The organism is Oleiphilus sp. HI0043 (genome assembly GCF_001634935.1).
In genome coordinates, this window is the sequence record NZ_LWEY01001200.1 from 1 (window position 1) to 26,458 (window position 26,458).

Consider the following 26,458-nt stretch of genomic DNA (forward strand, 5'->3'; position numbering starts at 1 on the left):
GGCGTGGGGGGGTTATGTGCGGTCAAGATGCGGTGGATAAGATTAATGCCGGGGCAAGCCTGGTACAGATCTATACAGGTTTCATTTATAAGGGGCCTGCTTTAATAAGAGATGCTGCCTTAGCGATTAAGTCGATGCGTTAAGCATAAAAAAAGGCCCTGATGTGGGCCTTTTCAATTTCAATTTTTGCTATGTTGTGATCCCGGGGAGTTTGTGAATACCGGATACTCCAACTAGACCGTCCCAGTTGTCGCCTCTACCTTCACGCCAGCCACTTAGCCAGTTTTGCTTTGCGGTGGTAGTAGAATTAGGGCAGAGAGATTTTGATTTTCCTGTAATGCCTGCTTGATAACCTTTTTTAAATGCTCTTTGATCAATATCACGCTTTTGTCTTTTCATTCGTTATGAACCTCATGAACATGCTTTAAACATTGTTATTTATAAGTAGCGCAGCAACGTTGTACCCGAAGGGGTTACGAAGCTTAAAGGTAATTCAACTCCTATTGAGTGCAAATGAATTGTTATAGTGTTTTGCCGGCGGCAATAAGCTTTGCTTGTCTTTACTGGGCCGGACTTTTAGTTAAGCTAAATTTCTGTCTAAAGTACATGACTAATTCTTTCTATAAAACACTATTTATATATAGCTTTAGTATAAGCTTCCGTAATAGCTTGTTTTATAGGGTGTAACGTGTTCGAATGCGCGATTATTTCTTAATTTCAGTTTGTATTAATTTGGTAACACATGCGAAATAACGACTCATATAATGTTTTTATAACGTGCCCCCGAGGGCTAAATTACGTTCTTGAGCAAGAACTCAATAGTTTTGGAGTCGAGCAGACAAAGTCAACGCCTGCTGGCGTGAGTGCCGAATTAGATAAATCTTTGTTGTATCGTGTATTACTTTGGTCGCGAGTTGCAAATCGGGTTTTACTTGAGCTTTGTTCACATAAAGCGGAAACGGCTGATCAAATTTATGACGCAGCTTATTCTATAGACTGGAGTCGATATTTCGATTGTACGGCTAGTTTTGCGGTCGATTTCTCTGGGCAAAATGAACATGTCAACAACACTACCTTTGGTGCTTTGCGAGTAAAAGATGCAATTGTTGATAAGTTTCGTGACCTTGTTGGGGACCGGCCCTCAGTTAGTCGAGCCGAGCCTGATATCCGTATATCAGCCAGGTTGGCAAAAGGGAAAATTAACGTAAGCCTCGACTTGTCAGGTGAAAGTCTCCACAAACGCGGCTATCGTTCTGTTACCGGTGCTGCGCCACTCAAAGAAAACCTTGCCGCCGGATTGCTTTTGCTGAGTGGCTGGCCTAAGCGTTACAACGACAGCGCTAGTTTTATTGATCCAATGTGTGGCTCTGGCACTTTGCTTATTGAAGCGGCAATGCTTGCTACCAATAAAGCGCCAGGACTTGCTCGCGAGCGCTGGGGGTTTGAGTGTTGGAAAGGTCATGATGAGCGATTATGGAGTGCGCTTCGTCAGGCTGCTTTAGATTCATTCGAAAAAGGCTTAGGTTCATATCAGGGGCGTATTACTGGTTTTGATCAGGATTCTAGAGTTGTGGCGAAAGCTTGGGATAATGTTAGAAAGGCAGGCTTTGATAAGATTATTCATGTGGAGAAACGCTCACTAGAAGATTTTACCCTTGCTGAACATGATCAGGCGGGGTTGTTGCTAACGAACCCTCCTTATGGAGAGCGCTTGGGCGAGATTAACCTCCTTAAAACGCTGTATGGTGTGTTGGGTGAGCTATTTGAGCGAGACTTGCTTGGATGGAGTGCCGGCGTATTTACAGGAAATGCAGATTTAGGTAAGGCCATATGCTGGCGTTCATATAAACAGTATAAACTCTTTAATGGCGCTATCGAAAGTCAACTCATCTTATTTAGTCTTGATAAGGATAATCGCTACAAAGATGCTGCGAGCTCCTCTAAATTAGAACATTCATCTAGCAACTGGAAGATATCGAATCCACAGCGTGCTGAAATGTTCGCTAACCGCCTTAAGAAGAATTTTAAGACCCTCGGTAAGTGGGCTAAGAAAAATGAGATTAGCTGCTATCGCTTGTACGATGCTGATATGCCGGAATTTGCGCTCGCAGTCGATATGTACCAAAGCATTGATCAAACTACATGGCTTCATGTCCAGGAATATCAAGCGCCAAAGTCTATTGATGAGAAAGCTAGCCGAGAAAGGCTAAGAGAGGGGCTTAAGGTATTAAGCGAGTTTAGTTTTAATGGTGCAACGATACCGACGAAGCGAATTGCTTTAAAAGTTCGTTCGATACAAAAAGGTACTAAACAGTACGAAAAAGAAGCATCTCAAAAAGACTTTTTTACAGTAAGTGAGAGTGGTGCGCGATTCAAGGTAAACCTAAAGGACTACTTGGATACCGGGTTGTTTCTCGATCATCGTCCCATTAGAAAGTGGGTCTATGATAATGCCAGAGATAAACGCTTTTTAAATTTATTTTGTTATACAGGTGCGGTGAGTGTTTATGCCGCACTTGGTGGTGCGAAATCAACCTTGAGCGTTGATATGTCAAAGACCTACTTGAATTGGTTCGAGGGAAATCTGGCGCTCAATAGGCTAGCGCTTCGTGACAATAAAGTAGTTCAGGCAGATTGTATTGAGTGGCTAAAGTCACAACAGGAACAAAAAGCCAGTTTTGATCTGATTTTTCTAGATCCACCGAGCTTCTCTAATTCTAAACGAATGCAGGGGGTGCTGGATATTCAGCGTGATCATGTCGTACTCATAGAGCAGTGTATGAGCTTGCTGTCTGAAAAGGGGGTGCTGGTTTTCTCGAATAACCTGCGAAGGTTTAAGCTTGATCCAGGCTTGAGCGCAAACTATAAGGTCACAGACTTTACCAAAATGTCAGTGGATAAAGATTTTGAGCGCAATAGTCATATTCACCAATGCTGGAAAATAGAGCGCGGCTAGGAAATTTGCTTAGTCGGTTTGAGTAGTGGGCTTATCCTTAGAATTCAAACTTTAGGTAGGTACTGTACTGATCTATTTCGATATTCGTATCAGTGTCCTTGAGCAAACGACCGTATTCAAAGGATAAATACCACTGATCACTCAGCTTATAGTCTCCTCCGATAATCCAGCTTAAACTGAAGTTCGTTTTAAATAAATGTGACTCGGCCACGAATGGGCTGGGTTGAACCGCTGATTCCGCGTTAGAAATAGCACTTTCCGAGACGGTTCTAATAACTTCATGACGCGTTACATCTGCTCGGTAGTAAGATAGTCCAAGTAGTGCGTAAGCATTAAAATAATCTGTAATCTCTTGCTCGGCTCCCATATATGTCGCAATCCAATGATCTAGGTTGACATCCTTTGCTCCTTTAAGCGTGTCTTCTTTGATTCCCTTGCCGTAACGAAACTCTGCTTTGAAAGTGTCATCTAGGTAGCTACCATAAATAACGCTAAGGCCGTAGGTTTGTGCAGTAAGGCCGCTGAATGATAAAACCGGAGAGCCTTCAGTTCTATCTTCGTAAGATACGCTGTCAGAGAGGACGAGATTAAGGTTGAGCCTGTTGAATTCGTTCAAAGAAAGACCGACAGATAAGTAGTTTCTTTCGGACTTAGGGCCAGGGTTGCTAAAAAAACCGTTATCATCGTTGGCTTGAGTCAAAGTAGAAATAGATAGCAGAATTGAAACTAGGGCGAGTGCGAAGCGTTTGCAAACCATGTTGCTGGGCATCCTTAATTTTAGTTGATCCATTTGTAGATCCGGTTTTGCTACGGTTGATAGCTTGCATTGAGGTATTGAATTACGGAATGCAATATGGTGCCACGATATTACCAAATGTGCTTCGATACGATTCACAATTTATTGAAGTAAAACATAATATTGGGTTTGCTGAGCGTTGTTGTGAATTGAACCTGAGAAATTCTAGATGCTAAGTTAGGATTTCTTTGCTTAGGTGAAGCAGTGCGCGAACATTGTCTTCAATTGAGTCAATATCAAGCTGGTTCTCGATAGCCAGGTCATTTCGTTTCGCTAGCAGCGTTTCTAGTGGGTGAGAGCTAAAGAGCTGGGTGATTGAAGCTATTTCAAAGCCTAGTTCGTTATTATAAGTCTCGAATAGCAGTTCTAATAAGGCTTCATCTTCATCTAGGCCATCAATAAAAACTGTTTGGCCATCCAAGTCCTGGTTTAGTTCTCGAATTACGTCAGGCCCGGAAACACCTTGATCAAAAAGAAATTGAAGATCTACGGTGCTGTCGGTATTGTCCCAAGGGTCCCATTCGTCATCAGGGATAATAAGTACAGACTTGATTTGGCCGTTGGCTAGTGACCAGGTAATTGCAGTTGGAAAACCGCCTTCATCTGGTGTGCTGTATTCAATATCGATAAAAGAAGGGAATTCCATATTAGATAGATAAGACCATGCTTGTTAAAAGCCTGAATTTTCTATTGTTCAGTGTCGTGAGTCAAAAGAAATATTTGAATATACGCTATCTGATTTGATTTTTTGTCTACACTTAGGAGTATTAAATTTAGGAACAGTGAAGTAAGTGTTTTATGAGTGAGTTGCAAAGACAAATTCAGCTAGCCAAATACTATCGCAATCTGCGCTTTTTGGTTGTCGATGATTTCGAAAACTTTCGTCTTTCAATACGCCAAATGATCAGAGCGTTTGGGGTTGAGAGTATCGAGGTAACGGGGAATGGTGAAGACGCCGTTGCTCGTTGTGAGCATGAAGAGTTTGATATTATTTTGTGCGACTATAACCTAGGCCCCGGAAAGAGCGGGCAACAGGTTCTGGAAGAACTTCGTCACAATAAAATTCTTAAGCATACAGGCATATTCATACTCATCACGGCAGAAACTTCTAAAGATATGGTCATGGGAGCGCTTGAATACTTGCCTGATGGCTACATCACAAAGCCTATTACAAAAGCCGTTTTACAAAAACGTTTGGATGCAATGATCGAGCAGCGTGAGGTATTGAAACCTATTAATGAGGCGATTGATGCTGAAAACCTCCCCAAAGCGATCGAACTAATCAATAAAGAGGTTCGCTACGAAACTAAATATATCACCTGGTGTATGCGCAAGCTTGCTAGTCTTTATTTTCAGATGGGTGAGAACGAACGCGCAGCGAAGATATATCGTGACGTGTTATCGACACGTGATATTGGTTGGGCAAGGCTTGGTTTAAGCAAGGTGCAAGTTGCTTTGGGTGACTATGAAGGCGCTATCAAGGGGCTTCAAGGCTTATTAGCAGGTAACCCGAACTTAATTGAAGCCTATGATACCTTGGCCGAAGCGCAACTAAAGCATGGGAAGGCCCGCGATGCGCAAAAAACTTTGGCAAAGGCTGTTGATATTTCACCGCATGCTATTCTGCGTCAGCAGAAACTTGCTGAAGTTTGCTCTAAAAATAAAGATGTTGAAGGCGCTGCGGATGCTTTTTGTCAAAGTGTAAAGTTGGGGCACAATTCTGTACACGAGTCTTCTGAAAATTATTTAAGTTTAGGTCGCTGCCTTTCTGATTTGGCTGAAGGTGATACGTCGGATAATGGTAAAAAACAGGCAAAAGAAGCTGTTCATATTCTAGGGCGTGCTAGTAAGAAATTTAAGGATGATGTCAATGTTCAGGCTAGTGCATTATTGATCGAGGCCCGTGTTCACAAAGGGCAGGGTGATGACAAAAAGTCTCAGGCTGCACTGGATAAAGCCCAGGAAACAATGGATGTATCGAGCGCCTCAGCTGAAACAACCTTGGAGTTTGCTAAAACACTCTACAGTATGGGAGACGAGACCGAAGCCGAGAAGGTATTAAGTGATTTGGCAGAGCGTCACTCGGACGACAAGGGTGTCATGAACAATATTGAAGAGTTGCTTGATGAGCCTGTTAGCCTTCAGAAAAGGGTTAAAGCTAGAAAGCTTAACAAGAGTGGTATTACTGCATTTGAAGAGGGTGATCTGGACGAAGCGATTCGCGTTTTTGATGAGGCGCTTCAGGTTACGCCAAAACACCCAGCCCTTAACCTTAATACCGTCCAGGTAATGCTAAAACAAATTCGACAGCAAGGTGGCAACCCTCAGCTCAAAGCAAAGTGTGAGCAATGCTTGGACAATGTTAAGCATATTCCTGCTCAGCATAGGCAATACAAACGCTTCCAAAGTTTACAAACGAAGGTTAAGGCACTGTCCTAGTCGTAGGTAACAGTGGGTATCGCAAGTCCTGGCTTCAATTGTATGGGAATAATCTGTTGCAACGTGTAATTTCCACTTGAGCCTGACTCATTTGCTCGCTATTATTCCTGCGCCTATTTTTCCGCCCTTAGCTCAGCTGGATAGAGCGTCCCCCTCCTAAGGGGAAGGTCTCAGGTTCGAATCCTGAAGGGCGGGCCATTCTTGTTTATATCTCCATATTGCTCTTAAAACTCAGAGCTATGTTATTAAAGTGTAAAACCACGCGTGTTTAGGTTTGTGGCTTTGGCAATCCACAGATTATGGTCTACCTTTGTAATCATGTGGATAAAGTCCTTTATCATTTATATTTCTTTGATTGCAGTTTTCCAACTGTCGCTCGCCCGTACCTGTTATGCTGATGACTCAGGCGGTCATGTCAGTGAATCAGCGAACGCGCAGTCTGTTATCACTCATCTCTCCACGCTAACCGACACTTTAAGCTTAAATGAGTTGCGCGCTATTTTTAGTCTGAGAGCTAGAGCTTGGCCCGATGGAACAAAGATTACAGTGGTGGTTTTCCAAGATACCAACCCGGTTCATCGATCATTTTTGATGAATACCTTAAAAATGCTCCCGCATCAACTTAGGCGTCAATGGGACCGGTACATATACTCAGGTATAGGTCAGGGACCTGTTGTCGTTCAATCCGTCGAAGATATGCTAGCGACAATTAATAATACACCCGGGGCAATTGGTTATGTTGAAGGAGGCATGTCGAATGAGCATTTTACTACGGTCAGTATTCGCTAAGGCCGTTTTAGCGGTTGTGCTGGGTGGAACTTCTTTAGTTTCTTTCGCTACGGAAGCTAAGAAATATCTAGTGGATCATATCAATTGGCACGGTTTTGTTAGTCAAAGCTTTGTTTTAACCGATGAAAATGATTTTTTGGGTTCTAGTTCTGATGGTAGCTTTAAATACAATAGTGTTGGTTTAAACGGGTCTTGGAAGGCGACGAACTCTTTACAGTTTTCCATGCAGGGTCTTTACAAACAGATTGGTAACGGCGAGCCAAAAGGTACTAGACTTGATTTTGCGATACTTGATTGGCGGCTTTTTGATGATTTTGAATATGGTTTAGGTTTAAGAGCAGGGCGTTTAAAGAATCCGTTTGGCTTCTTTAACGAAACTAGAGATGTTGCAGTAACACGTCCTAGTTTACTGTTGCCTGAGTCTATTTATATTGATTACTTGCAAGAGATATTACATTCATCAGATAGTATAGGGCTTTATGGGCACCGGGAATTCCAGAGCGGTACGTTGTCGTTTAGTACTGCTTTTGGTGAGCCGATTTTTAATAGTCATAGTGTTGAGTCAATCTTAAGTACGAAAACCTCTGGTAGCTTCGATAATGAGCGCGCTAGCTTTACGAGGCTGTCTTTTGAACCCGGTTCTGGTGCGTGGCGCACTGCGCTTTCTTATGTTCAATTAGATGCTGATTTTACACCGGGAGCAGGGGAAACGTTTCAAGATCTTACTGTCACCCCTCCACTGTTTGAGGGTGAGCTTGGCCTAAAAGCATTGATGCTTTCTTTTGAACTCAGTATTGATAAATGGCGCTTCACAACTGAAATCCAACGACGAGATATCGAAGTAGATAACATTTTTGCTGGCAATAAAAATGTGGAAAAGTTTATTGGTTATTACGTTCAGGTAGATTATCAACTATCACCTAATATGCAGGTATATGTGCGCCAGGACGAAGCTTATCGGTTTAAAGACGACAAAGATGGCTCGGACTATGAAGCCGGTGACCCAATCAATAGGTATGCGCGTAATGCTTTTGCTAAAGACTCCACTATTGGCATTAGTTATGCTCCTTCGTTCGAATGGATGTTTTCAATCGAGTTTCACGCTGTAAATGGTACATTTTGGTTGCCTGACTTAGAAAATCCAGATATGGAAAAACAACGTAAGCACTGGAATATGTTTTTAGCTCAGGTGGCGTATCGTTTCTAATGCAAGACACAAAAAAACAGCTTTTTGTTAGTTTATATTGGAAGTCCGCAGTTGGCCTAGCTGCGATCTTTCTATCGTTTATCTCATTTTTTACATACTTCAATGTAGCGCAAATGCAATCCTTGCAAGCGCATAATAGAAGTGTGAACCAGCAGCAATATATTATTGAATATAACGGTTTGCTCAAGAAGAGCTCATTGCAGCTAATTAATATAATTGATGGTCTACCAAATTTAACGTCAGAAGGTCCGTATATTGAGGACAAGCTCGATTCGCACTGGCTGTCTTTACAGATAACTTGGGCCCTAGAGAGCGCAACCTTACTTAATGCAAAAGGCGAAGTGATTGGGCAGTGGGGTGATCAACGCATTCGTCCAAACTCCGACGTTATTGAGCGTACCTTGACGAGTCGCACTCCGTCCGAAGAAATGATCTGTTTTGAATTTTGTCAGTTAGCTGTACTGTCTCCGATTCTAGATATTAATGGTGATATTAAACTTATTCAGCTGAGCGTATCACTAGCAGATATGATGCTAGATTTTAATAGAATCACCGGATCTGATATCGGGATACTCACGCCGGTTAATAATAACTCTGAAGCATCAGTACAGTTTGGCAAGACCGGATTGGCTTTCTCTTCTTTGACGAATAAGCCTTTACTACAGCCAATTCTTCAGCAACATGCTATTCAAAGTCGATGGAGGCGTGACTTTGTCGAAGCTGAAGGGCAGTTAATCAACATTATTGATTTACCAGGTTCTCAGTTTGAGCTTATGTTCGTCTCTAACTCTGAATTGGTTGGTAGTAATGCGCTAATTGCATTTATATCTGATACAACCCAAGCCAGAGAGCAAATAGAGTATGCTCGGCACACGCACGTTATAACTGGCTTAGTTGCGATTATTGTTTCAATGCTGTTGATATTCCTCGTTTTGTGGCGGCCGATTCGTTCTCTGCAGCGGCAAGCCAAGGCGCTTCCTTTATTGCCTCAAGGACGATATAAAGAAGCAAAAGACAAGCTTAAGCGCATGGCGAGCAACCGTATTTTTGCTGATGAAATTAGCCAGCTACAAACTACTTCTTTGCAGGTAACCTCTCAGTTAGAGGCCTATCACCAGAAACTGAGTGATAATACCGAAGAGCTTCACCAAATGGCTCACTTCGATGCTTTGACTGGTTTAGCGAACCGGCCCTATTTGATAGAACTGGTTGATAAGAAGTTAGCTAGCCAAGATGAAACTGAGCGAAAGTTTGCGTTTCTCTACCTTGACCTTGATAACTTCAAACACATTAATGATGCCCTAGGGCACCTGGTTGGTGATAACTTATTGTCTGTGGTTGCCGACCGACTTAAAAGTTGTGTTTCTGATATTGATATTGCAGCGCGTACCGGTGGCGATGAATTTTGCCTTGTGCTTAGTGGTGTTCACAGTGAAAAGAAGGTTGTTGAGCTTGCAAGAAAGGTGCTGAGAGTGCTGGAAGAGCCCGTTGCGATTGAGGGAAGGCGCCTTTCTGTATCATCGAGTATTGGCATCACATTGTCGCTTTTGGATGGTGTATCCGCTGCAACCTTGTTGCAAAATGCCGATCTAGCGATGTATCAAGCCAAAGCCTCAGGTAAGAATAGCTACCATATCTTCAATCACCAGCTCCATAAAGATGCTGACTCGCGTATGGCCTTGGAGGAAGAGTTGCGCCATGCTGTCGAACGGGAAGAGTTTGTATTGCACTATCAACCGCAAATGGATTTGAGTACCGGAAAGCTGATTGGTTGCGAAGCTCTATTAAGGTGGCAGCATCCTAAGCGCGGTCTGTTATCGCCATTTTTCTTTATCGATATGGTAGAGAATAACGGTCTGATTATTCCCATTGGTAAGTGGATTATTCATGAAGCTTGCCGCCAGTGTGCCGATTGGCAGCAGCGCGGACTATGTGATGTTAAAATGTCGATCAACTTGTCAGCTCGCCAGTTTAGTGATCCTGACTTACTTAACGATATTACTCAGGCAATTTCTTTGCACCGTGTTAACCCCGAGAACCTAGAGTTTGAGGTGACTGAGTCCTTGTTAGCGACCGATATTAAGCATGCGATTTCCTTATTGAAAGAGTTGCAGTCTTTGGGACTAACCATTGCAATTGATGACTTTGGTACGGGATATTCTTCTCTTAACTATCTTAAGCAGCTCCCTCTGGATAAACTCAAGGTCGACCGTGCATTTATTATGGACTTACCCAACGATAATGATGACAAGCAGATCACGGCGGCAATTGTTGCTATGGCACATACTTTGAACTTGAAGGTGGTGGCTGAAGGTGTGGAAACAGTTGAGCAGATGGCTTTCTTGCAAGAGTTGGGTTGTGAGATTGGGCAGGGATATCTATTTGACAAGCCCTTGAGTGCTGATGAGTTCTTCTCGTCCCCGCTTAAGTCTGTCGGGTTTAAGCCAAATAACTAAGATAGGCTTTGATTTCCAGGATATTTCAAAGCGGGGCGTAAGCCCCGCTCATGGTTCAAGGTCTAGAACAGATCTTCGATCGATAAATAGCGTTCGCCAGTATCATAACTGAAAATCACGATGCGGCTGCCAGGAGTAAATTCAGCTTCCTTCTTTTTAACTGCGGCTAAGGTAGCGCCAGAAGAAATACCTACAAAAATCCCTTCCTGCTTTGCACACTCACGTGCCATGTCGAAAGAGTCTTTTTCAGATACTTGAATTGTTCCTGTCAGTATCTCAGTGTTCATGATGTCAGGAATAAAGCCAGCGCCGATACCTTGAAGGCGATGCAGTCCTTTTTCGCAACCACTGATCACTGCGGACTTTTCGGGTTCAACTGCGTAGGATTGTATAGAAGGGAAGGCTTTACGAAGTTCCTCTGTACAGCCAGTGATATGACCGCCAGTGCCAACACCGGTAATCAGATAATCAAGACCATCGGGGAAATCGGAAATAATCTCTTGCGCAGTAGTACGGCGATGGATCGCAACATTTTCAGCATTGGTAAATTGTTGTGGCATCCAGTGATTACTGCCTTTTGTAACTAGTTCGGCAGCTGTTTCAATTGCACCGCCCATGCCTTTTTCTTTTGGTGTTAGTACGAGCTCGGCACCCAGAGCTGTCATGTACTTTCGACGTTCTATAGACATTGACTCCGGCATAACTAGAATCAGCTTATAGCCTTTTACCGCAGCTGCTTGAGCCAGACCGATGCCGGTGTTTCCTGATGTCGGTTCAACAATAACGGTATCTTTGTTGATCTGGTCTGACTTCTCGGCGGCCTCGATCATAGCGAGGCCAATACGGTCTTTAATGCTGCCGCCGGGATTAAAGCGTTCGACCTTCATCCATACTTCGATATCGTCTCGGAAAAGCTTGTTGATTCGTACGTGCGGCGTGTTGCCGATGGTTTCAAGAATGTTGTTATATTTCATTTGAATATTCCCTTTGAGTGGCATTCAGTCATTACAATATACTTGGTTACTGACTTAGCTTACTATTCGAATCAGCTCTCAATACGCAGAGCTTGGAGAGGCACCGGTTGCTGCAAGCAGTATTGGGCTTAGCGAGTTGTTTTGCATGATGAGAGAGTGAAATGCGCATAGCTAAAAATCGTCAGAAATGAGGTCGCCAATAGGGTAAACTATCGGCCATAAAAACGATACACTTAGGCGCTAAATAGTAGGCACCATAATTTACTGTACTTGCTCCAAAATTCAATAAAACTTATTTTCAGTATATAGACTAATAAAGGAAACAAAGCGAATGAGTGTAGCAAGGCTTGCACCGACTCAATCAAAGGTAGAAACGGATGATGGTTTACTGCTGAACTTCTACTACTGGCCTAATCAAAATGCTAAAGCTGCGATTGTTATTTCGCATGGCTGGAGTGAACATGCGGGGCGTTATCAGTGCATTGCTGAGTGGTTTGTTTCCCAGGGATACGCAGTCTATGCGCTAGATCATCGAGGGCATGGTCAGTCTGAAGGTAAGCGCGGGCATGTAAGGCGTTGGAGTGACTACGCGCAAGACTTGGAAACACTGCGTTCTACAGTCATGGAAGAAAAGCAATATTTACTTGGTCATTCGATGGGTGGAATGATTAGTTTGCACCACTTGTTAGAGTATCCTGGCCGATTCAGTGGTGTAGCCTTAAGTGGGCCAGCGGCTGATGTTTCAATTGCTGTCCCGTGGTTTACGCGTGTTATTGGCAATACAATGAGTTTCTTTCTACCTAGACTCAGTCTTGCTCATCCCATAGAAGCAAGTGTGGTGTGTTCTGATCCCGAGGTTGTTGCCGCTTATGCCACAGACCCATTTAATCACGGTAAGGTTAGTGCACGTTGGTTTACAGAGTATTTATCGGCAGTTACTAAGCTACGCAAGCAGGCTTCGCAAATCAAAACGCCCATCGCTATATGGCACGGAGAAGGCGATGAACTCGTTGAGCCCTGGGTGAGTGAACACTTATTTGATCGTTTAGAGATGACTAATAAGCAAAGAAAAATCGTTCCAAAGGCGTTGCATGAGATTTTATTAGAGCCAAGCTGGCCGGAAACTGCGAAAGAAATGAAAAATTGGTTGGAGCGGTTTTAGCTTAGCGGTAGAATGGCGCGCTTTATTAAGTGTGTTATTTCGCTTTTTTCAGTTTTAAGGAATGTGAGTCAATAGATGTTGGAAGTAAACCCGCTAGTGCAGCAAATAAAAGATATGTCTGAGCGTGTGCAAACGCTTAGGGGGTATCTTTGACTTTGATGTAAAAAAAGAGCGACTTGTAGAAGTTGAACGTGAATTAGAATTGCCTAGTGTCTGGGATGATCCGGACAACGCGCAAGCGCTTGGCAAAGAACGCTCTAATCTAGAAGCTGTTGTAGCAACCATAGAAAATCTCGACGTTGGTCTGGTGGACGCTCAGGAGCTGCTGGATATGGCTGTGGAAGAGCAAGATGAAGAAACGGTTTCTGCTGTTGAAGATGAGCTTGGCACGCTAAGTGAAAAGCTTGAAACGCTAGAGTTTCGAAGAATGTTTTCTGGCGAGATGGATGAAAACAACGCATATCTCGATATTCAGTCTGGCTCAGGTGGTACCGAGGCTCAAGATTGGGCCAGCATGTTATTGCGTATGTTCTTACGGTGGGGGGAGAAGAAAGGTTTCAAGACTGAAATCATTGAACTCTCCGACGGTGAAGTTGCCGGCATCAAAAGTGCGACAATCCAATTTACCGGTGAATATGCATTTGGTTGGTTACGTACAGAGACAGGTGTCCATCGCTTGGTAAGAAAATCTCCTTTTGATTCAGGCAGCCGTCGCCATACTTCTTTTGCATCGGTGTTTGTATCACCGGAAATTGATGATAACGTCGATATTGAAATTAACCCGGCAGACCTGCGTATTGATACGTATCGCTCTAGTGGTGCGGGCGGCCAGCACGTTAATACAACCGATTCAGCAATACGTATTACTCATGAGCCAAGCGGTATTGTGGTCCAATGCCAGAACCAACGTTCACAGCATCAAAACAAAGATAAGGCTATGCAGCAGCTTCGAGCAAAGTTATATGAGCTAGAGATGATGAAGCGTAGCGAAGCGGCACAAGCATTGGAAGATACTAAGTCAGATATTGGTTGGGGAAGTCAAATCCGCTCCTATGTACTGGACTCTTCGCGGATCAAAGATCTGCGAACCAATGTTGAGACCAGTAACTGCAATAATGTCTTAGATGGCGACCTGGATCAGTTTATCGAAGCCAGTCTTAAGCAAGGCCTTTAATTTTTAGTTTGCTGCTATCGTCTTTGGTGGCAGCAATGGATAAGTAATTGGAAGAAAATATGTCGAACGAACAGAATACTACGAACACTGAAGACCAAAATAAGTTGATCACTGAGCGTAAGAACAAACTCAAGGAACTGCGTGATGGTTGTTCAGCAAATGGTCACCGTAATGACTTCGAGCGAAAAGATTTAGCAGGAGATCTGTTAGAAAAGTTCGGTGAGTTCTCTAAGCCAGAGCTAGAAGAACAGGATAACCAAGTATCTGTTGCGGGTCGAATCATGTTTCAGCGGGGGCCATTTACTAAGATTTCTGATGTATCGGGTGGTATGCAGTATTACGTACCAAAAGATATTCAAAAAGAAATTGGCTACAAAACCCGTTTTGATTTAGGTGATATTGTTGGTGTACGGGGTGCCCTGCATAAGTCGGGTAAGGGCGAGTTATTTGTTAATATAGAACGTGCAGAAGATGTGGTTATCCTGACTAAGGCACTACGCCCTTTACCGGATAAGTTTCACGGCTTGGCGGATCAGGAAACTAAGTATCGTCAGCGCTATGTTGACTTGATCATCAACCAGGAAACTCGCGATTTGTTTATGGTTCGCTCCAAGATTATTGAGGGGATTCGTAAATACCTAAGTGATCGTGACTTTATGGAAGTTGAAACACCGATGCTGCAAACCATTCCTGGTGGCGCAACGGCTAAGCCTTTTGAAACGCATCACAATGCACTGGATATCGGTATGTACTTGCGTATCGCGCCAGAATTGTACTTGAAGCGCTTGGTTGTGGGTGGTTTTGAGCGAGTGTTTGAAATTAACCGTAACTTCAGAAATGAAGGTCTTTCGACCCGTCATAATCCTGAATTCACAATGATCGAATTCTACCAGGCTTACGCAACTTATCATGACTTAATGGATACTACTGAAGACATGCTGCGTACTATCGCCTTGGATGTACTGGGTACAACTGACATTAAATCAACTAAGAAAGATGCAGATGGCGAAGTGATTGCCGAGACGGTCTATGACTTTGCCAAACCCTTCGAGCGCATGACAATGGCCGAAGCTGTGCTTAAGTACAATCCAGACTTTGAGCCGTCTATCATCAACGACGCCGGAAATAACTTGGAGCAAATGATTGCCTATGGACGCCAGGTCGGTATTAGAGAAGATGCTAAGCAATCTGCCTGGGGTGCAGGTAAGTGGTTATGCGAAATCTTTGAAGAGACTGCTGAAGAAAAGCTCGATCAGCCTACTTTTATTACTGCCTACCCATGGGAAGTTTCTCCATTAGCGCGTCGAAATGATGACAACCCATTTATCACTGACCGTTTTGAGTTCTTTGTTGGCGGCCGTGAATTGGCAAATGGCTTTTCGGAGCTTAATGACGCTGAAGACCAGGCTGACCGCTTCCGCAAGCAGGTTGAAGAAAAAGATGCTGGTGATGATGAAGCGATGCATTACGACTCAGATTACATCCAGGCTCTTGAATACGGTATGCCACCTACTGCAGGTGAGGGTATCGGTATTGATAGGCTAGTGATGCTATTTACCGACAGCCCAACCATTAAAGACGTTATTTTGTTCCCGCACATGAAGCCAGTATCTTAATAAGGGGCTTATTGTTTGGGTTTCATATGATGGCTGAAGGTTCAGAAAAAGAAGGTAGACTGAGTGAGTCCTGGCAGCAAGTTGTCGGCGACCAGCTTACCCTGCCTTACATGCAGTCTTTACGTGGATTTCTAAGCAGCGAAAAGGCTGCGGGTAAAATTATTTATCCGCAAGGCTCCGAAATCTTCAATGCGCTGAATCATACCGCTTTTGAAGAGGTAAAGGTTGTTATTATCGGGCAGGACCCGTATCACGGGCCTGGGCAGGCGCATGGTTTGTGTTTCTCGGTTCAGCCGGGTGTAGCAATACCGCCTTCATTACGTAATATATATCAAGAACTCAACACGGATACAGGCATGCCGATTCCAAGTTCAGGAAATCTAATTTCTTGGGCCGATCAAGGTGTGCTATTGCTGAATGCGGTGTTGACGGTTGAGCAGGCTCGAGCTGGTGCCCACCAAGGAAAAGGTTGGGAAACGTTTACTGACAGGGTTATTGAGGTGCTGAATCAGCAACGGTCTGGTGTTGTTTTCCTGCTTTGGGGGAGTTATGCCCAAAAGAAAGGTAAGCTGATTGATCGTCAGAAGCACTTTGTATTGGAAGGACCGCACCCTTCGCCGCTTTCTGCCTATCGTGGTTTTTTTGGCTGTCGCCATTTCTCAAGGACAAATCAATACTTGATAGATAATGGTAAACAGCCAATAAACTGGGCGTCTGTTGTTTAAAAATTAAGTATTTATCTAATAAAAAGCCGATCAAGTGATCGGCTTTTTTTATGTCTTAGGCCTGCTTATTCTATTAGGCATTTAGCAACGCCATTGCTGCTTCCATTTCAGCACTTAGGTCTTCATCTGCATTCGGGTCCATAGTTGGGTCAACGCCAATACGTTCAAACGCTGTAATGTGCGACCAGTCCATCTCTACATAGTGGTGTTCTGAGCCAGCATAGCTGTGTAGCATGGCAACCATGACCAAATCGGCGTAATCCGCTTTTTCAACTTCTCGAGTGAAATTAACACACTCTTTGGGTACAGGTTTGAGCTCGGATGGAAAGTCCCATTTCTCTAATATCTTCTGACCCACGATGGGCTGAAGTTCATCCAAAAGGTTGTCGAGCATTACGCTATTTATTTGAACGTCGTTATCTTCAACGTACTTAAGGACCGGCAAAGAACCGATGGAATAAACGAGTCCGGCCAACGTCGCTTGGCCTGCAGCCAGATGAGGGTGCTGCCGTGCGAGCACACTACATATACCCGCTACTTCGGTACTGCGCTCCCAAGTCTCGCGCATACGCTTGTCGATCATCTCTGAAGTTGCTTGGAACATCTGCTCCATTGCGAGGCCTGTTGCAAGATTACTCGTATATTGCATGCCTAAGCGGTTTACTGCCATGTTTAGCGTAGTGATTTCATTTGCACCGCGAAACAAAGGGCTGTTGCTAACCTTGAGTAGGCGTGCTGATAAGGCAGTATCTTTGTTAATAACGTCGATCAGGTCGAATAACCCCGAATCTTCGTCTTCGCTGATTCTCTTAACATCTAAAGCAATTTCAGGAAGCGTTGGTAAGACAATAGTGTCGTTCTCAATTGCTTCCAATATATCTTGTTTTATCTTCTGACCAATTTCTGACATGAATACCTCGATTCAAGATGTTTTTCATCTACTCATTAGTTATAGCAGAGCAAAACGCTTTTGTTCTAGAAATTATCGGAACGAAGTAAAAAACCTGAGTTCGTTATAGTTTTCTTAAGAATAACTAAGGTCAGACACAATAAACCCAGTATCCAGGTCGGAGCCGATATACGTTGTCTCACCTGTATCGACTTGTTCCTTGTTTAGCACAGCTAAAGCAGTAATAATCGTATCTGTCAATGTATGGGCTCGGACGAGCTTACCGACTTTCTTGGGCAAACCTTCGATAGTTTTAATAAACACATCGGCACCTGGCTCGAGTTGATCGGCGGCAGTGCCATTTCCTTCAAGTAAACACATGCGCTTTTTAAGCTTACCTAAGAACTTCATACGGGCGATGATTTCCTGTCCGGTATAACATCCTTTTTTAAAGCTGACTGCACCCAATTCATGTAGATTCAGCTCCTGAAGAATGAACTGTTCTTGTGTGGCAGAAAATACTTGTGGAATACCTGCTTTAGTTTCTTTCGCCAGCCAGTTTTCAAGGGCCTCAGTATCTGAACAGCTGTCATCGGGTACTTGTTGGGACCAGAACTCCAAAAGGCCTTGCTTACCGGGTAGTCTTATTAACAGGGTGTTGTCATCACCTGCTTTGTTTGAATTGTCTTCGGGGGCTTTTAATGCGGCCAATTCAGGGTAGCGCTCACATATAACTGCTAATGATGGCGTGCTACAACCATAAGAGTGAAAGTTAGCTTCTTTGAGTTCGCACTTAAAGAAAACTGCGTATTTGCTTAAGGTCTTGAGGATATGTTCAAAGCAGCTTTCATCTACGGACAGCAATAAACCATTTGAAATCCGTACAACTTTAAACAAGCCATATATACGTCCCTTGGGTGTGTTCAGGGTGCCATAAGAGAAATGGTTCGAATCTAGGGAGTTGATATCAGTAGAGCATTGACCTTGAAGAAACTTTTCTGAGTCTTCACCAGTGATGCTGATAAAACGACTGGGTAGATTGATAAACATGTGAGTCATAATGTGGTAACTGTCAGTTGTAATTAGTTTTTTAGTATTTAGCGATTATACAGCATCGCGGTGCTTTATATTGATATTGCCGAATTTGCTAAAGACGCGAAAACGTCTAAATGAATCTGGACACTCAAGGTTTAGAGGTGTAACTAATATATGAGATTTACTTGTGTACGCACTAATAAAGGCTAGGCGACTATCAATAAGAGGAGCATGTTTTACCGTAAGTAAGCAAAGATATCTGGAGATAAAACTTTTTCCAAGTATTTGTCCGTTGATTGCATCTTCGTTCGAAAAGTAAATACTAAGGTTCTCGTTGGAAACAACTAAGGAAGTGATAGCAAAGCGAGAGCGAAGCAAAGCTCGACTTAGCAGATGGTAAAAACCAGCTAGTGTGCATATCAAGCAGATAGAAACTTTTAGCGGCAGATAAATTTCGTGAGTAAGGCTAAGAAAAATAGCCGCGGCATACGGGAGCAAAATTACTCCCGCAAGTAACTTGGACGGTATAAACTGAACTTTAGTCTGGCTGAACACGGTCAAGAATAATCTTAACTATGCGAGCGTGATCCGGGTCTTCTGGTGCTCCGTTACGCATAAACCAAGCAAAAAGATCGGGGTCTTCACAATCTAATAAGTTTCTAAAACGGGCTTGGTCATCTTCAGGAAGAGTAGAGTAGGCCTCTTTCAAGAATGGCACTAACAGCACATCAAGTTCGAGCATTCCTCGGCGGCTATGCCAAAACAATCGGTTGAATTCAGCCCTTTTCGTTTCATCGAGCTGGCTTGTTTCTTGGGTGTCATTTGCTGAGTTTTGCGAAGGCTGATCCGACATTGAGTTATCCAATTGTTTGCAGAGGCTGCATTATAGTGCTTGCTTTGGGTACACTCAAGAACAGAGCGTCGTTGTGGTGTAAGATATAAGCTGAATGACTCCGGCTACGCATCGCCGTGGTTAATTAGTGTATATTTAACTGAATAATGAATTTAGAGGCTTATTGATGTCTTGGCAGGTCTACATGATCCGAACATCCTGTGGAAAACTATATACCGGCATCAGCACGGATATTGATCGGCGATTTAAAGAACATTGCGAAATGTTTGAGAAAAAGGCGGGGAAGGGCGCCAAGTTTTTCCGTGGTCATGAACCTAGAGAGATCGTTTATTCTCAAGATTTTGAGAGTCGCTCAGAGGCTACTAAGAGAGAGGTAGAGATAAAAAGAATGAGCGTGCTTAAAAAACAAACGCTCATTTGTGAAGCATCAAACCGCTAACGAGTACCCGATAGACTAGAGTACCTTATTAACTATTTTGGTAAGCTGCTCCGGGTCGAATGGCTTAACTAGCCAGCCGGTTGCTCCCGCTTTTTTGCCTTCGGTTTTCTTATCAAGACCTGACTCGGTTGTGAGTAACAGAATGGGTGTAGACTTATGCGAGCCAAGCGCACGCACCTCAGCTGTCATCTCAATGCCACTCATATTGGGCATATTTACATCCGATATGATTAACTCGTAAGCATTATCTTTTGCTTGGTGCAAACCCTGTAAACCGTCAGTTGCTTCGGTCACTTTGTGTCAGGCGATCTCGAGGGTGAATTTGATCATTTGTCTCATTGATGCAGAGTCATCAACAACTAATATGTTTGCCATGTTTAACTTCTCTTCTCGCTACTTCTGCTGGTAAATAAGTGGTCTTCAATCTCTTTACAGGTTAAAAGTATAGATAACTTTAGAGAAAAGTTTATATTTCAATGTATTATTCCACACAGTTTCCGTTTCTTTAGTCCCAACCCATGGAAAACAAGTTCTTGTCAATAGATTCACCCATTGCTAGTGGTTCAAGTTCTCGGCCAAGAAAAGCCTTAGCCGGTGCGATTATACTGTCATTTTTGGCACATATTGCGCTGAGTCTTTGGGAAGGACAGAACGAAATCTTTGCGCCGATTGGAAAAACTTCGGTTAATGTTTCCTTAAGACCCTCGCAAGAGGAGGGGGACCCCGCTGATAAGGAGATTGTTGAAAACGTATCTGCTCAAATGCCTCGTGAAGTGGAACAAAAGAGGCCGGAACTCCCAGAAAAACCAAAAACACACAAGCAAAATAGTAAGGAAAGCATACTTGAGTCTGAACAAAAAAAGACTAAGAGAGAGAAAAGTGACAGGTCCGACGAAGTACCGAAATCAAAATCACAGGATATCGTTAAACCGAGTATACGTGATGTTGTACTGAGTTCCGTCGAGACTACTAGAGCCCTTTATAGCGAGCAAAAAATTGAGCAAAATAATTCTATTGAGCCCAATCAGCCACCAAGCGAAACGAAAGCCGATGAGCCACCTGATGAAAAGCCTGTAGAAGTACAGGAAACGGAACCTGAGGCGCTAGAGTTAATACCTAAACCTTCCTATGTTTTAGGAAGTGCTGATAACCCGGAACCCAAATATCCTCCCATTGCTGCAAAACGGGGCTGGCAGGGTACTGTTGTGATTGGAGTGAATGTCGACCCCAACGGTGGTGTCGAGAGCTTACTAATTATTCAAAGCAGCCACTATGGTGTGTTGGATTATACCGCTTGGGAAACTGTGCAAGATTCCTGGACGTTTAAGCCTGCACAAGTCAACGGTAAGAACGTCGCCAGCTATATCGAAATACCGATAAGCTTTCAGATTAAGTAACTGTTGAGCGTCATTTGGCCAGTGCTTATTGCATGGCATCCATAATGCTGGTTACTCTGATTTGACTGCTATACTTAAAAGAATAAGTAAGATAGCAGGCGATGAGGTTGTATGTTCCAAATACCTAATTATGCGATTAGTGAAACGCTTTTCTCAAGCGTTGGAACAAGGGTATTTCGCGCCCAAAATGCAGCCACAGGCGAGGGCGTCATTCTCCGTGCCTGCGGTGAGAATTGCGATATAGAAAGTCAGCGTGCCCGTATGGCTTTCAGCTACGAAGTTCTTCAGATGTTTGACCACCCGAACATCGTTAAAGCAATGGAATTGATCGATGATTCTTTATCGCCTTGTATGGTGATGGAAGATATTCGGGCATGGACTTAAAACGTTATGCTGAAAGTCAAGACTCCCATCAATTGCCTGTTCCTCTATTCCTTGATATTGCTATTCAACTCGCTGATGCCTTGGATGCGATTCACCATGCTCAAGTAATTCATAAAGACTTGCATCCCGGAAATATCGTTCTGAATCCGGATACCGGAAGAGTACAAATTATCGATTTCGGTCTGGCCTCATTATTAACGCGCGAACAGCCAGCCATTATCGAGCCTGATAAGCTTGAAGGTATTTTAAGTTATATTTCTCCCGAGCAAACAGGGCGAATGAACCGTGCTATAGACTACCGAAGTGATATTTACACTCTGGGCGTAACTTTCTATAAACTTCTGACGGGAGACTTACCATTCGAAGCTGATGATGCTCTGGGTATAGTGTATGCCCACATGGCGACTCAACAGCAGAGCGCTTCGACTAAAAGGCCAGCTTTACCAGCAGCTATTTCATCAATTATTGATAAAATGATGATGAAAAATGCTGAAGATAGATACCAGAGCGCATTCGGTCTAAAGCATGATTTGCTGCATTGTCAGCGTTCAATTGTTAAAGATGGCACGGTAAATGATTTTTTGCTGGCGACTAACGATGTATCTAGTCGCTTTTGCATACCTCAGACCTTATGTGGCCGAAATGAAGAGCTTGGCCTTTTGCTTGAAAGCTTTGATAAAGCGAAACAAGGTCGGCCCCAATTACTGACAGTTTGCGGTTACTCAGGGATCGGCAAGTCAGCATTGATTCACGAAGTGTACAAACCCATCGCAGCGAGCAATGGCGTCTTTATAAGCGGTAAGTTCGATCAATTCCAACAAAATACACCATACTCTGCGATTAAGGCAGCTCTGACAAACTGGCTAAAACAAGAACTAAGGTTACCTGAAGATCAGCTGCTTTCACTGCGTAAACGCTTAGGTGAAGCTTTGGGTAATAACGTCAGAGTGTTAATTGAATTCCTTCCGGAATTGGAACTGCTTTTCGGCAAACACGAGGCACCTTTGCTTCTTGGTGCACAAGAGACGCTTGCTCGTTTCGTGCTAGTTTTTCAGGCTTTCATTAAAACCATTACAGAAGATAAGCCCTGGGTTATCTTTATTGATGACATTCAATGGGCAGACCGCGGAACTTTGCATCTGATACCGGAGTTGCTCAGTGAACCTGGTTGTCGCCTTCTTATATTACTTGCTTATCGAGATAATGAAGTTGATAGCCAGCACCCGGCTCAAAGCATGTTAAACAAAGTTGCCGCTCGAAAGTTTGAGGCGCAACATATAAAACTAAAACCGCTGAAAAAAGGCCAGTTACGTTTGCTAATTATGGATACTTTTCAGCGTACCCAAGCCGATGTTCAAGAGCTGGCAGATCTTGTTGTTTCAAAAACAGGAGGCAACCCTTTTTTCTCGATAGAGTTCCTTAAAGCGCTTGATAGGAAAGGTCTCGTAACGTTTGATATTTCAGAGCACTATTGGACTTGGGATTTGGAGACTATAAAATTAGAGTCGATAACTGATAATGTTGTCGAGCTCATGCTTGAACGCATGTCTGAGCTACCGATTAAAACCCAAAAGCTCCTCCAAAAAGCTGCATGTGTGGGTACCAGATTTGATTTGGAAACATTGGCTGTTGCCAGTGACTTACCCATGGAGGAAGTTGCTGAATCTTTGTGGCTGGCATTAAAAGAAGGCTTGCTTGTTCAGGAGGGGGGCGATTGGTTTTTAGCTGTAATCGGCGGCTTTCAGCAAACACTGCAAGGGGAGTACGGCGAAAGTGTATTGGTACCCCAAAAATTACTTAGCCAGTATTATTCATTGCGGAGCCATGAAACCGCAATTCATAGTTTTATCCCATCGTGTAAATTCCTTCATGATCGGATGTTGCAAGCAGCGTATGAGTCTTTGGGTGAGGAAGAGAGGGTCGATACTCACCTGAGTATAGGCTGGCGTCTATATAAGACTTATAGTGATGACGAAAAAGAAGAACGGGTGTTTGAGCTTGTGGAGCAGCTTAATCATGGCATCTCGCTTATTTCCGATCAGTTGGAAATTGAAAACCTGATCGAGCTTAATGTTTTGCCTGCTGAGAAAGCCAAGCTATCAAGTGTGTGGCTTGCTGCTGATCAATACTCAAGCTTGGCATTAATTTTATTGGGCGATAATGCATGGGCTGAGAGTTATGATAAGTGCTTCAAGCTCTATAAAATCAAAGCGGAAGCTGCATACTTAAACGGAGACCTTGAAGCATCTAAGCAACTTTACTCCCAGCTGGTCGATAATGCTATTGATCCTTTAGACAAGGTGGAGTTGCTTGCCTACCTGCTTGTGCAAGCCATAGGCCGCTCAGACTACGCACTTGGGCTAGAAATGGGGCGGCAGGCTTTGTCAATATTGGGTATTGATATTCCTGATGACCTAAGTTCTCTCAAAGCCATCATGTTAGAGCAAGCATCGCAACTAAGGGATGCGCTGGCTAAGCGTCCGATTAAGGATTTTGAAAACTGGCCAGAATGTAAAGATCGGTCGCATCACTTAACTAATTATGTTTTGGTTAATTTCGGTTTAGCTGGCTTTTTGATGCAACGCATAGAATTCGCTTCTGTTTGTATTCAGGCTAGTTTGATATCTGCAACACTGCATGGTCGAACTGATGCAACACTGGTGACCTTAACTACCTATGGCATGCTATTGGCGTTAAGAGATGAGTATGGGGCAGCCTATGAAGCTGGTGAAAAAGCTAAGCAGTGGCTGGAAAGTAATCCGAACTGTAGGGACTCCGCTTCTGCATGGAATGGAATTGGAGTGTCACTTGCACATCTAAAAGGACACGTCACAGAGTCATATTACGCTTACGAGAGAGGCTTCGAAGCCGGGATTGAGACAGGAGAGCTTGCTAGAGCAGGGGTGTGCTTATCTGCGAAATCAACGATCAAAGCGGTTGCGGGCTTTCCCATTGAAGAGTTACTAACAGAGTATGAGGAGGCGAAGGCCTTTGTCGAGAAAAAGTCTTTGCGTGTTCCTTTTCTGCCGATACTTGAAAACTCTTGGCAATCTTATCTTAAGCACGAATACTTGCTTGGCGACGAAAACTTCGAGGCGACCTCGTTAGCAATTATCAATGGTAGTTCTTTCAAAGCCTTTCTCATGTATTGCCGTTTTGAATACTTCTTCTGGGACGAAGCGGATTGCGAAACACTGGTTGCGCATTTGTTTGACGCGGTTGCAAGTTACGGGCTTTTCAAAAGCCATTTTATGATGGTTGACCTATATTGCCTTAGTAATCTTGCCTTTATTCGTGCTCAGAGAGAGGGCTTTGTAGGCGCTAGTCATCAAGCATTCAAAAAATTGGAGAAAGTATCAAACGAGCTCAAGCACATTCTTCAGCTTCGAGCCGATTTATATTCTCTTAATCATGAGCATAAAATTGCTTTGGTAGAAGCAGAGCAGCTTGCCTTAGATGGCGCGCCTTTTGAACAAACGGCAAAGCGTTATAAACAGGCCATAAAGGAAGCCGAGGAAAACGGCTTTAGACAATATGCCGGTTTATCAAACGAATTCTTTGGACGCTACTTAATAGATATTGGTTTTGAATCCCTTGCCGATGTTCCAATTAAACGGGCACATAGCTGGTACAAGAGTTGGGGGAATAAAGCCAAAATTGATAGGCTATTAGCATGTTATCCTGAGCTGGCTATAAGTGAGAAACGTGATAAAACAGTGCCAGCCACATTTAGTAATTCGTCAAATGTTACGCTGACTCAGCAGTTTTCAACTGGCTTATCCGCGACCAGTTCAGTCAGGTCGGGAGAGGCTTTGGATTTTCAGTCAATCATAAAGTCAATGCAGACCCTGTCGGGGGAGTTGGATTTACACAACCTCATTGAAAGCATGATGAAAGTAATTCTTGAAAATGCAGGTGCACATATTGGGGTCTTGGTTGTACAGAGCCTGAAGGGGCCAAAGGTAGAAGCTCAAGTCGATTTACCAAACGATCAGGCTTCCTATTTAATGCATATACCTCTGGAAAAGTCCGTGAATGTTCCTCAGGACATAATCAATTTAACACTTCGTTTAGGTGAAACAATCTGGCTAGAAAATGCTTGCGCTGACGGCGAGTTTAAAGAGGATGCTTATATATCGAAAGCAAGGTCAAAGTCGGTATTATGTTTGCCAATTGTTTACCGAAAATCTCAAATAGGCGCTCTGTACTTAGAGAATAGCTTGAGCACAGGGGTCTTTACCGAGCAGCGCATGAGTGTGATAAAAGTCTTACTGACTCAGGCTGCTATATCGCTTGAAAATGCACGTTTGTTTGATGAAGTGACGGGCCTGAATGCAGGTTTGGAGGAGAAAGTAGCCCAGCGAACGCGTGATCTAGACCAGGCTAATGTTGAATTAGCCTCAGCAAATAAAGAACTGGAATCATTTAGTTATACTGTATCGCATGATCTAAAATCACCCTTACGCATGATCAAAGGCTTTAGTGATATCTTACTTGATGATTACGCCTCGCAGCTTGATGAAGAAGCGCAACGGATATTGGCGAAAGTCGTTGCCGGTGCCAAGTCGATGGAAGACTTGATTAACGGTTTGCTGGACCTGTCACGAATGCAGCGAAAAGAAGTAAAAAGAACAGACCTAAACTTAAGCCAAATTGCTGACACAGTAGTGGCCAATCTGCGCGATACCTATCCCCTGCGTGTCGTAGATATTTATATTCAGCCAGATATGAATATCAATGGTGATGCCAGAATGATGCATTCAGTCGTTGAAAACCTGATAAACAATGCCTGGAAGTACAGTAGCAAGACAGAATCTGCAGAAATAGCATTTAGCTCTGCTTTGGTTGATGACGAACTCGGAAGAACAGAGCGCGTGTTTAAGGTTAAGGACAATGGTGCAGGTTTTGATATGTCACATGCGGGTAAGCTCTTCTCGACCTTCCAGCGATTGCATAACAAAAGTGACTTCGATGGCACCGGCGTCGGTTTATCAACGGTTAAGCGGATTGTCGAAAAGCATGGAGGGAGGGTCTGGGCCGACTCTGAGGTTGGCAAAGGCGCAAGTTTTTACTTTACTATTCCAGAGCAATAAATATTTAGGGCCAGAATAAAAATAGCCGTTTTTACTCTGGCCCTAAATATTTGCATACTTGACTTTTAAACCTG

Annotated in this window: 22 protein-coding genes and 1 tRNA gene; 15 read left to right on the plus strand and 8 right to left on the minus strand. The window is 43.5% G+C overall.

The window, feature by feature from the left end; genetic code table 11:
* The first annotated feature begins 14 nt into the window (after window positions 1-14).
* Window positions 15-143 (plus strand): hypothetical protein, encoded by a 129-nt coding sequence (locus A3729_RS30915; protein WP_082882105.1) that lies wholly within the window; start codon window positions 15-17, stop codon window positions 141-143.
* Between the two features lie 46 nt (window positions 144-189).
* Here the strand turns inward: A3729_RS30915 and rmf are convergent, their stop codons facing one another.
* Complete coding sequence (gene rmf / locus A3729_RS14130) at window positions 190-399, minus strand: ribosome modulation factor (RefSeq protein ID WP_068509010.1); 210 nt, start codon at window positions 397-399, stop codon at window positions 190-192.
* 343 nt (window positions 400-742) lie between these two features.
* Between rmf and rlmKL the strand changes: the two genes are divergently transcribed.
* Entirely contained in the window at window positions 743-2,956 is a 2,214-nt protein-coding gene (gene rlmKL / locus A3729_RS14135; RefSeq protein ID WP_068512355.1) for a bifunctional 23S rRNA (guanine(2069)-N(7))-methyltransferase RlmK/23S rRNA (guanine(2445)-N(2))-methyltransferase RlmL, read from the plus strand.
* A 37-nt stretch (window positions 2,957-2,993) separates the two neighbouring features.
* Here the strand turns inward: rlmKL and A3729_RS14140 are convergent, their stop codons facing one another.
* Both A3729_RS14140 and A3729_RS14145 read right to left on the minus strand, forming a co-directional pair.
* Window positions 2,994-3,746: an outer membrane beta-barrel protein gene (locus tag A3729_RS14140; protein ID WP_082880424.1), complete on the minus strand. Its 753-nt coding sequence runs from the start codon at window positions 3,744-3,746 to the stop codon at window positions 2,994-2,996.
* Window positions 3,747-3,924: 178 nt separating this feature from the next.
* Window positions 3,925-4,398: a hypothetical protein gene (locus A3729_RS14145; RefSeq protein ID WP_068515724.1), complete on the minus strand. Its 474-nt coding sequence runs from the start codon at window positions 4,396-4,398 to the stop codon at window positions 3,925-3,927.
* Between the two features lie 152 nt (window positions 4,399-4,550).
* On the opposite strand from A3729_RS14145, the gene A3729_RS14150 reads away from it, so the two are divergent.
* The 5 genes from A3729_RS14150 to A3729_RS14170 all read left to right on the plus strand — a co-directional run bounded on the left by A3729_RS14150 (window position 4,551) and on the right by A3729_RS14170 (window position 10,643).
* Window positions 4,551-6,191 carry a tetratricopeptide repeat-containing response regulator gene (locus A3729_RS14150; RefSeq protein ID WP_068515721.1) on the plus strand — a complete coding sequence of 547 codons (1,641 nt, stop codon included), beginning with the start codon at window positions 4,551-4,553 and terminating at the stop codon, window positions 6,189-6,191.
* 121 nt (window positions 6,192-6,312) lie between these two features.
* Window positions 6,313-6,389, plus strand: a tRNA-Arg gene (locus tag A3729_RS14155).
* An 84-nt stretch (window positions 6,390-6,473) separates the two neighbouring features.
* Entirely contained in the window at window positions 6,474-6,980 is a 507-nt protein-coding gene (locus A3729_RS14160) for a hypothetical protein (RefSeq protein WP_156495025.1), read from the plus strand.
* Window positions 6,949-8,187, plus strand: a complete 1,239-nt coding sequence (locus A3729_RS14165; RefSeq protein WP_068515720.1) for a hypothetical protein — start codon at window positions 6,949-6,951, stop codon at window positions 8,185-8,187. Before A3729_RS14160 ends, A3729_RS14165 begins: the two co-directional genes overlap by 32 nt.
* Complete coding sequence (locus A3729_RS14170) at window positions 8,187-10,643, plus strand: EAL domain-containing protein (RefSeq protein ID WP_068515716.1); 2,457 nt, start codon at window positions 8,187-8,189, stop codon at window positions 10,641-10,643. The genes A3729_RS14165 and A3729_RS14170 overlap by 1 nt, the downstream gene beginning before the upstream one ends.
* A 62-nt stretch (window positions 10,644-10,705) precedes the next feature.
* On the opposite strand, the gene cysK is transcribed toward A3729_RS14170, so the two are convergent.
* Window positions 10,706-11,617: a cysteine synthase A gene (gene cysK, locus A3729_RS14175; RefSeq protein ID WP_068512617.1), complete on the minus strand. Its 912-nt coding sequence runs from the start codon at window positions 11,615-11,617 to the stop codon at window positions 10,706-10,708.
* A gap of 331 nt (window positions 11,618-11,948) precedes the next feature.
* On the opposite strand from cysK, the gene A3729_RS14180 reads away from it, so the two are divergent.
* From A3729_RS14180 to ung, 4 genes are all read left to right on the plus strand, one after another.
* Window positions 11,949-12,779 (plus strand): alpha/beta hydrolase, encoded by an 831-nt coding sequence (locus tag A3729_RS14180; protein ID WP_068515713.1) that lies wholly within the window; start codon window positions 11,949-11,951, stop codon window positions 12,777-12,779.
* 75 nt (window positions 12,780-12,854) lie between these two features.
* Window positions 12,855-13,953 (plus strand): peptide chain release factor 2 gene (prfB, locus tag A3729_RS14185; protein ID WP_156490432.1). Its coding sequence is split into 2 segments (ribosomal slippage): window positions 12,855-12,929 and window positions 12,931-13,953, totalling 1,098 coding nucleotides; the frame shifts between segments, so codons are not numbered across the junction.
* 59 nt (window positions 13,954-14,012) lie between these two features.
* Window positions 14,013-15,569, plus strand: a complete 1,557-nt coding sequence (gene lysS, locus A3729_RS14190; RefSeq protein ID WP_068515735.1) for a lysine--tRNA ligase — start codon at window positions 14,013-14,015, stop codon at window positions 15,567-15,569.
* A 26-nt stretch (window positions 15,570-15,595) separates the two neighbouring features.
* Window positions 15,596-16,294 carry a uracil-DNA glycosylase gene (gene ung / locus A3729_RS14195; protein WP_231877440.1) on the plus strand — a complete coding sequence of 233 codons (699 nt, stop codon included), beginning with the start codon at window positions 15,596-15,598 and terminating at the stop codon, window positions 16,292-16,294.
* A 73-nt stretch (window positions 16,295-16,367) separates the two neighbouring features.
* Here the strand turns inward: ung and A3729_RS14200 are convergent, their stop codons facing one another.
* From A3729_RS14200 to A3729_RS30920, 3 genes are all read right to left on the minus strand, one after another.
* The gene (locus tag A3729_RS14200; RefSeq protein WP_068515707.1) at window positions 16,368-17,204 is read right to left on the minus strand and encodes an HDOD domain-containing protein; all 837 of its coding nucleotides are present in this window, start codon (window positions 17,202-17,204) and stop codon (window positions 16,368-16,370) included.
* 114 nt (window positions 17,205-17,318) lie between these two features.
* Window positions 17,319-18,242 carry a folate-binding protein YgfZ gene (locus A3729_RS14205; protein WP_068553559.1) on the minus strand — a complete coding sequence of 308 codons (924 nt, stop codon included), beginning with the start codon at window positions 18,240-18,242 and terminating at the stop codon, window positions 17,319-17,321.
* A gap of 514 nt (window positions 18,243-18,756) precedes the next feature.
* Window positions 18,757-19,071 carry a succinate dehydrogenase assembly factor 2 gene (locus tag A3729_RS30920; protein WP_082865225.1) on the minus strand — a complete coding sequence of 105 codons (315 nt, stop codon included), beginning with the start codon at window positions 19,069-19,071 and terminating at the stop codon, window positions 18,757-18,759.
* 166 nt (window positions 19,072-19,237) lie between these two features.
* On the opposite strand from A3729_RS30920, the gene A3729_RS14215 reads away from it, so the two are divergent.
* Window positions 19,238-19,510 (plus strand): GIY-YIG nuclease family protein, encoded by a 273-nt coding sequence (locus tag A3729_RS14215; RefSeq protein ID WP_068515703.1) that lies wholly within the window; start codon window positions 19,238-19,240, stop codon window positions 19,508-19,510.
* A gap of 15 nt (window positions 19,511-19,525) precedes the next feature.
* Here the strand turns inward: A3729_RS14215 and A3729_RS14220 are convergent, their stop codons facing one another.
* Window positions 19,526-19,804, minus strand: a complete 279-nt coding sequence (locus A3729_RS14220; RefSeq protein ID WP_068760303.1) for a response regulator — start codon at window positions 19,802-19,804, stop codon at window positions 19,526-19,528.
* Window positions 19,805-20,043: 239 nt separating this feature from the next.
* On the opposite strand from A3729_RS14220, the gene A3729_RS14225 reads away from it, so the two are divergent.
* From A3729_RS14225 to A3729_RS14235, 3 genes are all read left to right on the plus strand, one after another.
* Window positions 20,044-20,907: an energy transducer TonB gene (locus tag A3729_RS14225; protein WP_197470039.1), complete on the plus strand. Its 864-nt coding sequence runs from the start codon at window positions 20,044-20,046 to the stop codon at window positions 20,905-20,907.
* Between the two features lie 111 nt (window positions 20,908-21,018).
* Window positions 21,019-21,291, plus strand: a complete 273-nt coding sequence (locus A3729_RS14230) for a hypothetical protein (RefSeq protein ID WP_068515697.1) — start codon at window positions 21,019-21,021, stop codon at window positions 21,289-21,291.
* Window positions 21,282-26,384, plus strand: coding sequence for an AAA family ATPase (locus A3729_RS14235; protein WP_068515695.1), 5,103 nt, complete (start codon window positions 21,282-21,284; stop codon window positions 26,382-26,384). Before A3729_RS14230 ends, A3729_RS14235 begins: the two co-directional genes overlap by 10 nt.
* The last annotated feature ends 74 nt before the right edge of the window (window positions 26,385-26,458 follow it).

What these genes read in the sequence shown, in the direction of transcription:
- ung (WP_231877440.1), top strand. Translation starts at nt 15,596, where the DNA reads ATGATGGCTGAAGGTTCAGAAAAAGAAGGTAGACTGAGTGAGTCCTGG.
- A3729_RS14180 (WP_068515713.1), top strand. Translation starts at nt 11,949, where the DNA reads ATGAGTGTAGCAAGGCTTGCACCGACTCAATCAAAGGTAGAAACGGAT.
- rlmKL (WP_068512355.1), top strand. Translation starts at nt 743, where the DNA reads ATGCGAAATAACGACTCATATAATGTTTTTATAACGTGCCCCCGAGGG.
- A3729_RS30920 (WP_082865225.1), bottom strand. Translation starts at nt 19,071, where the DNA reads ATGTCGGATCAGCCTTCGCAAAACTCAGCAAATGACACCCAAGAAACA.
- lysS (WP_068515735.1), top strand. Translation starts at nt 14,013, where the DNA reads ATGTCGAACGAACAGAATACTACGAACACTGAAGACCAAAATAAGTTG.
- A3729_RS14140 (WP_082880424.1), bottom strand. Translation starts at nt 3,746, where the DNA reads ATGGATCAACTAAAATTAAGGATGCCCAGCAACATGGTTTGCAAACGC.
- A3729_RS14200 (WP_068515707.1), bottom strand. Translation starts at nt 17,204, where the DNA reads ATGTCAGAAATTGGTCAGAAGATAAAACAAGATATATTGGAAGCAATT.
- A3729_RS14170 (WP_068515716.1), top strand. Translation starts at nt 8,187, where the DNA reads ATGCAAGACACAAAAAAACAGCTTTTTGTTAGTTTATATTGGAAGTCC.
- cysK (WP_068512617.1), bottom strand. Translation starts at nt 11,617, where the DNA reads ATGAAATATAACAACATTCTTGAAACCATCGGCAACACGCCGCACGTA.
- A3729_RS14165 (WP_068515720.1), top strand. Translation starts at nt 6,949, where the DNA reads ATGAGCATTTTACTACGGTCAGTATTCGCTAAGGCCGTTTTAGCGGTT.
- A3729_RS14205 (WP_068553559.1), bottom strand. Translation starts at nt 18,242, where the DNA reads ATGACTCACATGTTTATCAATCTACCCAGTCGTTTTATCAGCATCACT.
- A3729_RS14230 (WP_068515697.1), top strand. Translation starts at nt 21,019, where the DNA reads ATGTTCCAAATACCTAATTATGCGATTAGTGAAACGCTTTTCTCAAGC.
- A3729_RS14145 (WP_068515724.1), bottom strand. Translation starts at nt 4,398, where the DNA reads ATGGAATTCCCTTCTTTTATCGATATTGAATACAGCACACCAGATGAA.
- rmf (WP_068509010.1), bottom strand. Translation starts at nt 399, where the DNA reads ATGAAAAGACAAAAGCGTGATATTGATCAAAGAGCATTTAAAAAAGGT.
- A3729_RS30915 (WP_082882105.1), top strand. Translation starts at nt 15, where the DNA reads ATGTGCGGTCAAGATGCGGTGGATAAGATTAATGCCGGGGCAAGCCTG.
- A3729_RS14215 (WP_068515703.1), top strand. Translation starts at nt 19,238, where the DNA reads ATGTCTTGGCAGGTCTACATGATCCGAACATCCTGTGGAAAACTATAT.
- A3729_RS14150 (WP_068515721.1), top strand. Translation starts at nt 4,551, where the DNA reads ATGAGTGAGTTGCAAAGACAAATTCAGCTAGCCAAATACTATCGCAAT.
- A3729_RS14235 (WP_068515695.1), top strand. Translation starts at nt 21,282, where the DNA reads ATGGACTTAAAACGTTATGCTGAAAGTCAAGACTCCCATCAATTGCCT.